General features: G+C 39.9%; 12 protein-coding genes. 4 read left to right on the forward strand and 8 right to left on the reverse strand.

The features are described from left to right. Nucleotide 1 precedes the first annotated feature (1 nt). The 4 genes from ABJK37_RS06540 to ABJK37_RS06555 form a co-directional block, all read right to left on the reverse strand. Entirely contained in the window at nt 2-583 is a 582-nt protein-coding gene (locus ABJK37_RS06540; RefSeq protein WP_348351314.1) for a PilX N-terminal domain-containing pilus assembly protein, read from the reverse strand. Continuing rightward, nucleotides 580-1437, reverse strand: a complete 858-nt coding sequence (locus ABJK37_RS06545; RefSeq protein WP_348351316.1) for a PilW family protein — start codon at nt 1435-1437, stop codon at nt 580-582. The genes ABJK37_RS06540 and ABJK37_RS06545 overlap by 4 nt, the downstream gene beginning before the upstream one ends. Then, nucleotides 1434-2066 carry a prepilin-type N-terminal cleavage/methylation domain-containing protein gene (locus ABJK37_RS06550; RefSeq protein ID WP_348351318.1) on the reverse strand — a complete coding sequence of 211 codons (633 nt, stop codon included), beginning with the start codon at nt 2064-2066 and terminating at the stop codon, nt 1434-1436. Before ABJK37_RS06550 ends, ABJK37_RS06545 begins: the two co-directional genes overlap by 4 nt. 339 nt (nt 2067-2405) lie before the next feature. Then, a complete protein-coding gene (locus ABJK37_RS06555; protein ID WP_348351320.1) occupies nt 2406-3197 on the reverse strand; it encodes an MBL fold metallo-hydrolase in 792 nt (263 codons plus the stop codon). Between the two features lie 89 nt (nt 3198-3286). Here ABJK37_RS06555 and ABJK37_RS06560 point away from each other — a divergent pair, with 89 nt between their 5' ends. The 4 genes from ABJK37_RS06560 to ihfA all read left to right on the forward strand — a co-directional run bounded on the left by ABJK37_RS06560 (nt 3287) and on the right by ihfA (nt 8352). Then, nucleotides 3287-4258, forward strand: a complete 972-nt coding sequence (locus ABJK37_RS06560) for a helix-turn-helix domain-containing protein (RefSeq protein WP_348351322.1) — start codon at nt 3287-3289, stop codon at nt 4256-4258. Nucleotides 4259-4671: 413 nt separating this feature from the next. Next, a complete protein-coding gene (gene pheS, locus ABJK37_RS06565; protein ID WP_348351324.1) occupies nt 4672-5652 on the forward strand; it encodes a phenylalanine--tRNA ligase subunit alpha in 981 nt (326 codons plus the stop codon). Between the two features lie 14 nt (nt 5653-5666). Beyond that, nucleotides 5667-8051 carry a phenylalanine--tRNA ligase subunit beta gene (gene pheT / locus ABJK37_RS06570; protein WP_348351326.1) on the forward strand — a complete coding sequence of 795 codons (2385 nt, stop codon included), beginning with the start codon at nt 5667-5669 and terminating at the stop codon, nt 8049-8051. Between the two features lie 4 nt (nt 8052-8055). After that, on the forward strand, nt 8056-8352 hold the full coding sequence (ihfA, locus tag ABJK37_RS06575) for an integration host factor subunit alpha (protein ID WP_215931722.1): 297 nt from the start codon (nt 8056-8058) through the stop codon (nt 8350-8352). Nucleotides 8353-8422: 70 nt separating this feature from the next. Here ihfA and ABJK37_RS06580 read toward each other — a convergent pair whose 3' ends face one another. The 4 genes from ABJK37_RS06580 to ABJK37_RS06595 all read right to left on the reverse strand — a co-directional run bounded on the left by ABJK37_RS06580 (nt 8423) and on the right by ABJK37_RS06595 (nt 12676). Next, complete coding sequence (locus tag ABJK37_RS06580; protein ID WP_348351329.1) at nt 8423-9613, reverse strand: amino acid aminotransferase; 1191 nt, start codon at nt 9611-9613, stop codon at nt 8423-8425. Between the two features lie 84 nt (nt 9614-9697). Then, on the reverse strand, nt 9698-10459 hold the full coding sequence (locus ABJK37_RS06585) for an NRDE family protein (protein ID WP_348351331.1): 762 nt from the start codon (nt 10457-10459) through the stop codon (nt 9698-9700). A gap of 13 nt (nt 10460-10472) precedes the next feature. After that, a complete protein-coding gene (locus tag ABJK37_RS06590) occupies nt 10473-11429 on the reverse strand; it encodes an FHA domain-containing protein (protein ID WP_348351333.1) in 957 nt (318 codons plus the stop codon). Next, nucleotides 11420-12676, reverse strand: coding sequence for a serine protease (locus ABJK37_RS06595; RefSeq protein ID WP_348351335.1), 1257 nt, complete (start codon nt 12674-12676; stop codon nt 11420-11422). Before ABJK37_RS06595 ends, ABJK37_RS06590 begins: the two co-directional genes overlap by 10 nt. Nucleotides 12677-12701: the final 25 nt, after the last annotated feature.

Here is a 12701-nt window from a genome sequence, read left to right on the forward strand (position 1 = left end):
CTTATTGGGTTGCTGGCGCAAATACTGACGCGTTAACTGAATTGGCTACGGCGTAATTACTATCATCAAGTTGCCCACAACCTCTAACAATAAATACGTGACAACTGATATTACTGCCACCTATAACATTACTTGAACCAACACAAGGTTGCTCACGCACGAATGCCGCTCGAGACCAACTTTTGACGACAGGCTTATCGGTGTAATTTCCCGCGGCAATATGTTGCGTACTTTTTATCAATCCATTTTTAGTAAGCGTTCTATTGGTCCAAGTGACATCTTCAAAACAACTCAGCTGCTGCACATCTAAATCTAATAAAGTGCCGCCTCTTGCCGCTGATAAAGGATCATCCAAAGCTGGGTTGCTAAGCAGAAGTTCATCTTCTGATTCAAACATCACAGCCGCAATTGCGGACTCGGCCGCATCAAATGACAGAGAGCGCTTTTCCATAGACGACGCCATTTTGCTTTGCATTAAACTACTGGAGACGGAAGAAACGCCTAAAATAGTGAGACTCATTAGGATCAGCAATGAAAAGACCATAACCATTCCTGAGTTTTTATGTTTTGATGGATAATTCATATATTTCTACTTCGAGCGAAATTTTTGCTATTACGCAAAGTGATTGTGGTTTCAAACTGTTTATATAGCCTCTCTTCAGAGGGCTGAATCGAATCTTCGTTAAGCAATTTAAACTGGGGAACGGGACTAATAATTACATCAGAATCAGCTTTTAACAAAACAGCTACTCGAATCGCCACAACTAAGGCGCCAGCTGCTTTTTCTGCTCCTAGCGAATCGGCATCAATAAATCTTACCGGCCTAGCTGAATTATCTTGTGACGCAATATTGTCTGTGATCCCATATTGAACCTGAAAGCTAAAAACATCATCTAACAAAGTGTAGGCTGTATCGTCATCAACCTCTGCCTTTAGTCCACGTAATACTCTGCCATCAAAGCCTCTGCATTTAAGAGAGGTACCATCTAAAAAGTACTCGTTAACCACTAAAAACTCTTCATTGTTATAACCATGAGAAGCCCCGCGGCAATCTTGAGTACCTTGCAACATGACCATCAAAGTATCACTCGTTGCGTCTGCGCCTTCTTTGGCCCCTTTGGTCAGTCCATTACTAAAGTCGCCCACAATAGGGATAGGATTGTTCTGGACAAAAGCGGCCTCCACAACGATATCGACGTCTTTATTGAGTTCGGGGCGCAACATATCGTAACGTCCAGTCATGATGAGGTCATTACGTAATCTAGCAATGATAAAACGTCCGTTTTCTTGCGCAGACGCTATTGACCTATTTAGCCGTTCGGTAGAATTGTTGCTGATCATCACTTGCACAACAGCTGCAGACACAATAAGCCCCAGAGTGAGGGATATCATCAACTCAATAAGACTAAAACCGCTTTGTTTTCTTCTGGTTCTCATAAAGTCACATCCACTGACACACAATCATGGGGTATGGTTTCGTCAACATTACAATCTGCGTTCACTGTTCTTTGAATATTTTGCCAGTTTTCCACGGGCCAACTTAGGGTAACTATGTGTTTTGAACCAACACTGCATGCGTCCGCATCGGCAGCGTTATTATCCAATTCACAAGTTAGACTAATTTCTATTTCAGGGTTGGCAGCTACAGCTGAACACGAAACCTCATAACCATCAAACGCAGCCAATTGAGCTGCAGTGCAGTCGTTGTCATTGCAATTAGGGATGGACTCTGGACGCTCTAAACAATAACAAGCATGGGGGAGACCAGTGGTACAGGTCATGCCAGAAAAGTTATATAATTCCTCGTTAAAATAATCATTGTGAACAACTAAACCTTTTCCTAATGGAGAAAATACTGCGCTAGCTCTTAAGCGCTCTGTCAACTGTTGAGCCACTAACACTGATTGTGAACGACTTAAGGCTTCAGAGTTTGTAAATGATCCGACAAACTGTAAATATGCAACACCGAGCAAGCCAACGGATAAAATGAATAAAGTAACCAACACTTCAATCATGCCAACACCTTGTTGATTACTTACATTTGATTTTTTTGGCAGGCTTTTCACGCTTTTTCTCACTCTAGTTGCAAACCATCAATATTCGATTAACCATCCAGATATATCTATGACTAGTATGTTAGCTAAAAATATAAAGCATTAGGTTATCAGTGCAGGGATAAAGGTATATTTTTTTATCTTATTAGCAGGGAATGTTACAACAATTATTTTTGAATCAAGAAACTATAGCTTATACCAATTCATCTTATCAATTAGTCGCTGGTGTTCTCCCTTTGGGCGAGGTTTAAAAGCACCTACTCTGCGTTGCTCGAACTTACAATAGAATAACTATTGCTTCATTCGAGCGCCTTGATTAGGTGATTTTAAATCTCGATGAGCGATCAATTGTTAGGATGGATTGGTATAATTCATAAACTCTAAGGTTTCACCATCTTTAGGGATATAGAATCTATGGTTCAGTTTATTTAATGTTGCCAGAGCGCGTAAGTTTTTTCTTGTCACAGGACAGTGATCTAACGCCTCAAGATGATTGGCTACAAATTTACCATCTGACGCTAAAGCTAATTCTATTGCTTCTTCTCCATTCATTATTACCTCACCACCTAGATCAAACTTCGCCCCGCCAGCAGGTGCAACAATAATATCTGGTTGTTTCTCTTTTACGAAATTTACTATATGAGGAGTGAGGACCGTATCGCCTGTAATATAAATACTTGGTTCATTTGGCATATTAATAAAATATCCGACACCATGTGTCATTAGTTTACCAACAACGCCAGTCCCATGAAGGCAGCTTACAAGCTCTATATTGCCATTTTCAAATGTGTTTAGGTCGTGGATTTTTAATTCATGAGTTTCAAATGACCTTTTACGTAAAAATGCGGAATCTTGTTCAGAGCATAAAACAGGAATGTTATTCGATTTTAACCACTTTCCTCCAGCGCGGTCCAAATGATCAAAATGCCCTTTTTGACAATGTGTGATTAAACAGTGTGTTACTCCATTCAATAAAGATGTTGTATTGGATGGTAAATCTACTAGGGGATTGCGGCGTTTATTTGGTGTTAGATAACGCAGCGATGGGATCTTTCCTTTTTCTGCAAGCATGGGGTCTACCAATAAACATAGATTTTGGTATTCGATGATTATTGTTGCATTGCGTATTTGATGAACTTTCATATTAGTCTCCCGTAATTAAATGTCCTCGATATAGTAAATAGGGCGTTGTTTGAATATAATGGCAAAAAATGACATAAAGAGTGTAAAAATTGCCATTTAGAGTCGGAGTATTTGTCTACGATAATTGTCTTGCTTCAGGGACTTTAGGGTTTTCAGAATTACTTGAAGCTGCGAATAAAAGAATAAATAAGCGGTATTTTGAGTGTGTATTTGTGTCTCATGAAGGTCTAGATGTTGAGCTTACTCTGGGTCATCTAAGTAATTTAACTATGTACACCCTCAATGATATTGCTACAGCGAATTTAGACGCATTGCTGATCCCAGGCTTTTGGACTCAATCAATTAATGATGTGTATCAGTTCCACCAAAACAACAAACCGTTGATTCTCACTTTAAGCCGATTAGAACAACAATTGGAAGTTTATGCTTATTGTACTGCAGTTACATTATTAGCAGCGTCTGGAAGGTTGGGTGGAAAAATGGCGACGGCTACATGGTGGCTAAGTGAGTATCTTTGTGATACCTACAAAGAGGTTGATTGGCGTTTTGGGGATACGTTCGTCAAAAGTAGTCAAACAATAACGGCGTCTGGCGTACAAGGGTATTTACCTATTGCCAATTACCTCATTCAGCAACATTGTGGTGCTGAAATATTAGATGAGCTAACAGATTTAATGGTGTTAGCGCGTCCAACTAAAAAACCTTTACCTATGCAAGAGTTACAAATAATTAAATCCAATGGTCCATTGATGGCGAAAGTTTTTCGATGGGTCGAAAACTCCCAAGCAAGTGAGCTAAAAGTAGAGAATTTGGCGATTGCTACAAATATGTCGAAACGTACATTAGCCAGAAAAATCAAGACCCTTAGTGGATTGTCATGTGCGACGTTTATGCGAAAAGTGAAAATACAACAAGCTTGTAATCTACTGCGATTAAATCGCTCTCCTGTCAAACAAGTGTGTTTTAAGTTGGGCTACTTAGATGAAAGCTCCTTTAGGCGAATCTTTAAGGAAACGACTGGCTATACGCCTACTCAATTTACGCGATACTTTGTGGATTAGTTGAGCTGTTCACCTGTCGTAATTTATTTTGGGAACACGCTTAAAGTAGAGAGACGTTTTTCTGTCACTTCCTCAACGCAAAGGCTGGTTACTTTTTAGACCAGAATTAATGAGACCTTTGGTCATTTTGGTTTAATCAAAATTGACCGTTTCAAGTTTTAGCCATACATAATCTTAATGATTACCCTCCCTCTTTAATGATTTAAATTATTTACTGTTGACGAATCCTATGAAAAAAGTGGATATTTTATTATTTAGTAAAGATTGTTGCTAAATAAAGCAACTTTGTAGCAATTGTGTCTAGCCTCAAAGTGCCGCTTTCGTGTAGAATTGCCGGCTATTTTTAAATAGCCTTAAACTTAAATCAAGTTATTGAATAAAGGCCATATTTTTAATCCAAATTCGGGGACACTATGGATCTAAACGCCATAATTAGTGAAGCAGAAGCGCAAATTAATGCCGCAGAAGATGTCAATATACTTGATGCTGTGCGAGTTGATTTTATGGGCAAAAAAGGGCGGATGACAGAGTTACTTAAAGGCTTAGGTAAGTTGTCTAACGAAGAACGTCCAGCTGCGGGTCAAAAAATCAATCTAGCCAAGCAACAAATTCAAAAGTTGATCCATGCGAGAGGGCAGTTTTTACAGACACAAGAGCTCAATAAAAAGCTGGCTGGCGAAACAATCGATGTCACGTTACCGGGCCGCGGCCAGAGTCGAGGTGGTTTGCATCCTGTCACACGCACTATTAATCGTATCGAGAGCTTTTTCAACGAACTAGGATTTAGTGTTAAAACGGGTCCAGAAGTTGAAGATGGGTTTCATAATTTTGATGCGTTAAATATTCCGGCTAATCATCCTGCTCGCGCTGATCATGATACGTTTTATTTTAATCCTGATGTGATGTTACGTACTCAAACATCAGGTGTACAAATTCGCACTATGGAAGCTGAACAGCCTCCTCTTAGGATTATTTCTCCTGGTCGGGTTTACCGAAATGATTACGATCAAACTCACACCCCAATGTTTCATCAAGTAGAAGGTTTGATGGTTGATAAAAATGTGAGCTTTGCCGAATTAAAAGGTATTTTGCATGATTTCTTAAATAACTTTTTTGAACAAGACTTACAGGTTCGATTTAGACCATCTTATTTCCCTTTTACTGAACCGTCTGCGGAAGTCGATGTGATGGGCAAAAATGGTAAATGGTTAGAAGTTTTAGGTTGTGGCATGGTGCATCCTAATGTGCTCAAGGCAGTCAATATCGATCCGGAAGTATACACAGGTTTTGCATTTGGCATGGGCGTAGAGCGCTTAACTATGTTGCGTTACGAAGTGAATGATTTACGTGCATTCTTTGAGAACGACCTTCGTTTCCTTAAGCAATTTAATTAAGTCGAGTCAGATATATGAAATTTAGTGAAAAGTGGTTAAGAGAATGGGTCAATCCGTCTGTATCAACAGATGCGCTTAGTGAACAATTAAGCATGGCCGGTTTAGAAGTTGACGGTGTAGAAGCGGTAGCTGGTGAATTTTCCGGTGTGGTAGTGGGCGAAGTTGTGGAATGTAGCCAACATCCCGATGCTGATAAATTGCAAGTGACCAAAGTTAATGTAGGTGACGAAGCACTTCTAGATATCGTTTGTGGTGCACCTAATTGCCGCCAAGGTTTAAAAGTAGCCGTTGCCAAAGTCGGTGCAGTATTGCCTGGTAATTTTAAAATCAAAAAAGCTAAATTGCGTGGTCAACCTTCGTTCGGTATGTTGTGTAGTTTTTCTGAACTAGGTATATCAGATGATCATGATGGCATTTTGGAGCTTCCTTTAGATGCTGAAATTGGTCAGGATATCCGCGAGTATTTAGGACTTGACGATGTCAGTATTGAAGTCGACTTAACGCCAAATCGTGCGGACTGCTTAGGCATCAAAGGTCTAGCCAGAGAAGTCGGTGTGCTCAATCAATGTTCAGTCAAGGCATTGCAGATACCAGAAGTATCAGAACAAATCAGCGATTCTCGTAACATTCAAATACAAGCACCTGAAGCCTGTCCGCGCTATTTAGGCCGGGTCATCAAGAATATTAATTTAGACGTTGCGACGCCTCTATGGATGGTTGAAAAACTACGACGATCAGGGATTAGAAGCATTGATCCTGTTGTTGATATCACTAATTTCGTTTTGTTAGAGCTTGGACATCCAATGCACGCGTTTGACAATAATAAACTTGAAGGTGATGTAGTAGTACGTTTGGCGAAACAAGATGAGAAACTTACACTCTTAGACGGCAATGAAGTGACATTGCAAAGCGACACCTTAGTTATAGCCGATACCGTTAAGCCACTTGCTATGGCTGGGATATTTGGCGGATTAGAATCAGGTGTAACTAAAGACAGTAAAGATATATTCCTTGAAAGCGCGTTTTTCGCACCCGACGCTATTATGGGTAAAGCTCGTCAGTATGGGTTACACACAGACGCTTCACATCGTTATGAGCGCGGAGTAGATCCTCAACTGCAACAAGTTGCGATGCAGCGAGCCACGCAATTATTATTGGAGATTGTTGGCGGTGAGGCTGGGCCTGTAATTGAAGCGGTGGATACGAGTTTTGTTCCAAAGGACTGCAAAGTTAGTTTGAGACAAAGTCGATTGGCTAAAGTATTAGGTGTTGATATTTCTGCTGATACAGTAACAGATATTTTTGAGCGACTTGGTTTTGGCGTGTCGTTTGAAAATCAGGTTTGGCAAATCAGTGTGCCTCCTTATCGATTTGACATAAGTATTGAAGAAGACCTCATAGAGGAAGTGGCAAGAGTATACGGATATAATGAAATCCCAAATATTGCACCTGTCGCAAGTTTGAAAATGTCGCAGCATCAAGAGCAAAAAGTACATTTAAATCAATTAAAAAATACTTTGCTTGAAAGTGACTACCAAGAAGCGATTACTTATTCCTTTGTTGACCCTAAAATTCAATCGTTATTGTATCCTGATATTCAAGGTTTGCAGTTGCCACACCCCATCTCATCGGAAATGTCGACTATGCGTGTGAGTTTGTGGACGGGCCTATTGCAGGCTGTGTCGTACAATCAAAAACGTCAACAAGGTCGGGTAAGATTATTCGAATCTGGATTACGTTTTATTCCGGATAGCACTGAAAAAACGGGCGTAAAACAAGAACTTGTTATTAGTGGCGTGGCTTGTGGTTTAGTTGCAGATGAAAATTGGGATAACTCAGCCCGCACGTTAGATTTTTTCGATGTTAAAACTGATGTTGAAAACCTTCTAAATTGCGCCGGTGTGGAAGGATATCGTTTTGTCGCTTCAAGTCATAGTGCTTTGCATCCTGGACAATGTGCTGAAGTTTTAATTGGTGATAGGTCACTAGGTTACGTGGGGGCCGTGCATCCGCAATTTGAGAAATCACTGGGCTTAAATGGAAGAAGTTTTGTCTTTGAGTTGGAAATTAATGCGTTAGGGTTAAAAAAGTTACCTGTTTCGCAAGAAATTTCAAAATTTCCGGCGAATCGACGTGACATTGCAATCGTAGTAGACGATGATAAAGTAGTTGGCGATATCTTGAGCTGCATAGAAAAATTTGGCGCAAATCAATTAGTTGGCCTAAACTTGTTCGACGTGTACAGAGGGAAGGGAATTGCACAGGGAAAGAAAAGCCTCGCGATTTCACTAATTTTGCAAGATAAAACTAAAACATTACAAGAAAACGATATTCAGGCAACTGTAGACGGTATTTTAGCCAAGTTGTCACAAGAGTTCGAAGCATCTTTGAGGGATTGACGGTATGGCGTTAACCAAAGCCGAAATGGCGGAACATTTATTTGAGAAACTTGGGATCAATAAGCGTGATGCTAAGGACTTGGTCGAAACTTTTTTCGAAGAAGTGCGTGAAGCGTTAGAATCAGGTGAACAAGTTAAATTATCTGGATTTGGTAATTTTGATTTAAGACAGAAAAATGAACGTCCCGGTAGAAATCCAAAAACCGGTGAGGACATACCTATTAAGGCAAGACGAGTGGTGACATTTAGACCCGGTCAAAAGCTTAAAAGTAGAGTCGAAAATTCAAAACCTACAGATTAATTAGTAACATGTTTAAACATAAAAAAACCCGGTAGAACCCGGGTTTTTTTATGGACAACTGAAAGTTGTATTAAAGTACAGACACTAGGGCTTTGGCTAACGTATCAACGTTAGCTTTGCTAATACCTGCAATGTTCACGCGGCTAGAGCCAACAAAATACACGCTATGTTGATCGCGAACAGCTTGAACTTGCTCTGGTGTAATACATAAAAACGAAAACATGCCTTTTTGTTTTTTGACAAATTCGAAATCTTTAGTCGATCCATATTCGTTCATTTTTGACACTAGTAACGAACGAAGATCTTGCATACGGGTGCGCATAGCTTCAACTTCGGCCATCCACTCATGTCGTAACGTTTTATCATTTAAAATAATGTCGACAAGGGCACCACCGTAAGAAGGAGGCATAGAGTATATGCCGCGAGCAATGGATTGTATTTGTGTTTGAATCGCTTGGCGAGTCGTGCTGTCTTGAGTGACCATCACAGCGATACCTACTCGTTCTCGGTACAAACCAAAGTTTTTCGAACAAGATGCCGCAATAATGACTTCAGGCAGGTTGTTGACTAATAAACGCATACCATAAGCGTCTTCTTCTAAACCATCACCAAAACCTTGATAGGCGGTATCCACAAAAGGAATAAAGCCAGTTTTTTGCGCAAGCTCTAATACCACTTGCCATTGCTCTTTAGTAAGGTCAGCTCCGGTAGGATTATGGCAGCATCCATGTAGTAACACTACATCCCCTTTTTTGACTTGACCAAGGCACTCGACCATTGCTTCAAAATTAATACTGGCGTTGCTTTTGTCAAAATATGGGTAGGTTTGAATAGCTAAACCCGCATTACCAATTAACGGGATATGGTTAGCCCAAGTAGGGTCACTGACCCAAACTGTAAGGTTTTCGTCACAACGTTTAATCAATTCAGACAAAATTCGTAGTGCGCCACATCCACCAGGAGCCTGAACCGCTGCGACACGATCTGCTAGTAAAACGGGACTGTCTTTGCCCAACATTAGCTGCAACATACCGTCAATATAACCTTGAACACCCTGTGGTGTAATGTAGGTTTTGGAGTCTTCCTTACCTAAAAGAATGGTTTGTGCCTTAGCTACGGAATTGAGAATAGGTGTGTGACCTTGTTCGTCTTTATAAACACCGACACCTAAATCAATTTTATGTGGATTAGGATCGGCTTTAAATGCAGTAGACAATCCTAAAATTGGGTCGGCAGGAAGCTGGGGCAGTACTTCAAACATGATGTTCCTTAATGATAAATATGCAGAGTAGGTAGTAAGCTCTTATTATGCCATTGGTACAACAAAATTCGAGTCAAATTCGCACTAATTTATACTGAAATGAAAGCTCTGTCTCGATGTACAATTTGCTGTGTTGTCATAGGTACGTTCATACCAAGACACATTCTGATGTTTATCAACCTTGAGGACAGTCGACGAGCGAGTTCCATACTCTTTACCAATAATAAAAATAGAAGAAAGGCGGCGCTCCCAATCTAAGGGGATCCCGGTTTGTGGGAGGTCTTCGTCTGCAGCTAAACTTTTATCTAATAATAAGCTAAACAATATTTCAGGATTGATATCGTGGCCATCTTGGCAATACTCTTCTAACTTACTCACGCCTTTATTAATTTTTGGCCAAGGACTATTCAGACTGGCATTGGACAAACCATAGTAACCTTCGCCTAGATGTTGTATTTGATCCAAATGATTATTGTAAACAGCGAGTTGATCCCACTTACCAAATAGTAGGTTGTAGCCGTTATAGTTATTTCTACTGGAGCGTAATTGCTGTTGATAATGTTTATCTGGATTTTGAAGGTAATGTGCGACTAATTCACCTCGCGTTATCGCATCATCAGATATTTTTTGGGGATCACGAATATTAGTTAAGGAGGCAATGTAACCTAACTTGTTAATGCCCATCCATGTGCCGCCTGCTTGCAAATCTTTACCAGCAATGATCCCTTGTTTTTGACCCCACTCATGTGATTCGGCTGTTGCCCTATTAAAGAACTCATCTCGATTAGCGGCAATAATTAAAGGGTAATCTTTATGTTGATTAACAGCGACAAATAAAATGCACATAAGCCCTTCGCGATTATCTAGTTTTTAACTTATCAACTTGGAAAAATAAGTCGTTAGCGTCATCAATAAACTTTTGTGTGGATACAGCAGAAGTCATATTGTAAGCAGGCGGCAACAGTACCGGGTTGTAGCTTGGACGAGTATTAAACTCATCTGAATTTAAAAAGCCCAACGCATAAATCGGTGCCAGTATTATGAAGGTCATTGAGCCGGTAATTATGTTGCGTCTTCGAGTGGTTTGATGGAATGCAATAAATAGGCTCAACCAGATGAATCCACCTACCACTAACGCAAAAATGGTTAGTTCTAACCATGTGAACCATGGACCGGGGTGAATATTAAAGATGGCTATTTTCTGTATTAGAAGCAACGCATTGGCCAGTAATACCACTAAAAAAGTGAGATTGAACTGACTGACTACATGGCTCTCTTTTTTGACAACCTTAGCTAAGATAGCAAAACACAAAGGCCAAATACAAAAAGCTGCTAGTTGCCCTAATTCAGAGGGAAGGGCCTTGATTAAATTAAATTCTTGTACACTGCCTAGATACTTTGAAAGTAGTAAAAAGCTCAAACAAACAAAGGATAAAAAAACGGCTAAAAAACTCTGGTTTAACCAATTGAGATTTTCTTCCAATTCGCTTAACGGGATAGCTTCGACCAAGGGTACTTTTGTATCTATTATTCTCAACCGTGTTCGACCAATTTTAATTACATCGTGTGAGTTAAGGGTCGCTTGCCTGACGAATTTATTGTTAACTTTTATACCGTTAGTAGACTGACAATCATTAACGATTAATTTTCCAGATTCGGGGTCGATTGCGACCAACATATGGCTGGGGCAAATATAAGGGTCGTCTAGTCGTAAGTCATTATTAAAGTCACGACCAACACACACGTAATCTTGTTCAAATTTATAATGTTTAAGTGGAATATTTTTTCGAGAAAGCAGCTCTAAGACTATTGCCATGCTATTGCGTCCATAAATTTCTGTGTGAATACCAAAGCAGAATCTTTGCTTACCCCAGCTAACGTATAGTGACTGATTAAACCCTGTTGATTATGGTCAAGTGTGGCACCAACAAACAACACGTCGTAAAGTTGTTCAAATTCTTTGTAGGCCCTGAAACATAATACTGTTTTATTAGTTACGCCGTTGATGTTAGTGACCTTGTCTTGTTGACAACGATAATTTGTCACATCTGTTTTGGTGGCTTTATTACCTGCTCCTGCCCCCGTTATGCTTTGAGAATAAAAATTGTAAAAGCGATGTTCACCTAATGACTTACCATCTAACCACTCAAACTCGATTTCAAGACCTCCAGTACGTAAACCATTGTGCAGATAAATTTGCTCATCTAACTGGCAACGATTCTCTACAGATAAATATAATGCTTCTTTATCACTGGTATTGGATCCACCCCAGCAAGAAATAAAATCAGTGATTTTTGCTGGTATTAAGGCTTCACCTAACACACTGGTAACCCAATCATGATTGTTCAAGAGCGAAAAAAGCCGACTCTGGTTGGCCAATAGTTGTTGTTGTATACGAGGTTTTAACTGTTTTTTTTCTAACACTTCAGCTTCTTGGCTTTTTAATAAATTTCGAATTTTTGCCAAGGGAATGAGAAAACCAATTTGATTGCCAGCCGTTGCTACGTTAACACCCATGACTTCACCGAGTTGATTCACCACTGGACCGCCACTCATTCCGGGATTTATTGAACCTGTAAAATGGATACGCTGATAAAAACTATTTTTCTTTAATCCGTTAAACGTACCCGGTACGACTATCATGCCAAGATCATGGGGATTACCTAACGAAAAAATAGCGCTGCCTTGTTGTGGCAATGACTGTGCTATAGGAAAAGCATTTTCTTGGTTAGAAAGCTCGACCTTTCTAACCAAAGCTAAGTCATTTACCACATCTACATCAACAAGTTGCAGATGGCCCTCAGAACCGTCGTGAGCCAAATATTCAATTCTGTATTTATCGGGGTTATACACATATTCAGAAACCACATGGTAGTTAGTGACCACGTTCCCCAACTTGTCTATTTGAAATCCTGATCCAATGGAGGATTTGTTGCCTGATTCTAATTCTATAATTTTGATTTGATACAAGGCGGTGCGATATTGACCAAATAAATTTTGGGCCGTTTGTTGACTATGTGCAGTCGAGCATAACAAACACAATATAAATATAAAAATTCTCAATATATGGGTTCCAATGACAATTAAA

The sequence above is a fragment of the Paraglaciecola sp. genome, assembly GCF_039964565.1.
Classification (GTDB): Bacteria; Pseudomonadota; Gammaproteobacteria; order Enterobacterales; family Alteromonadaceae; genus Paraglaciecola.

Bases quoted from the DNA above. Each gene is read 5' to 3' on its own strand.
- ABJK37_RS06540 (WP_348351314.1), bottom strand. From the start codon at position 583: ATGAATTATCCATCAAAACATAAAAACTCAGGAATGGTTATGGTCTTT.
- ABJK37_RS06545 (WP_348351316.1), bottom strand. From the start codon at position 1,437: ATGAGAACCAGAAGAAAACAAAGCGGTTTTAGTCTTATTGAGTTGATG.
- ABJK37_RS06555 (WP_348351320.1), bottom strand. From the start codon at position 3,197: ATGAAAGTTCATCAAATACGCAATGCAACAATAATCATCGAATACCAA.
- pheS (WP_348351324.1), top strand. From the start codon at position 4,672: ATGGATCTAAACGCCATAATTAGTGAAGCAGAAGCGCAAATTAATGCC.
- pheT (WP_348351326.1), top strand. From the start codon at position 5,667: ATGAAATTTAGTGAAAAGTGGTTAAGAGAATGGGTCAATCCGTCTGTA.
- ihfA (WP_215931722.1), top strand. From the start codon at position 8,056: ATGGCGTTAACCAAAGCCGAAATGGCGGAACATTTATTTGAGAAACTT.
- ABJK37_RS06580 (WP_348351329.1), bottom strand. From the start codon at position 9,613: ATGTTTGAAGTACTGCCCCAGCTTCCTGCCGACCCAATTTTAGGATTG.
- ABJK37_RS06585 (WP_348351331.1), bottom strand. From the start codon at position 10,459: ATGTGCATTTTATTTGTCGCTGTTAATCAACATAAAGATTACCCTTTA.
- ABJK37_RS06590 (WP_348351333.1), bottom strand. From the start codon at position 11,429: ATGGCAATAGTCTTAGAGCTGCTTTCTCGAAAAAATATTCCACTTAAA.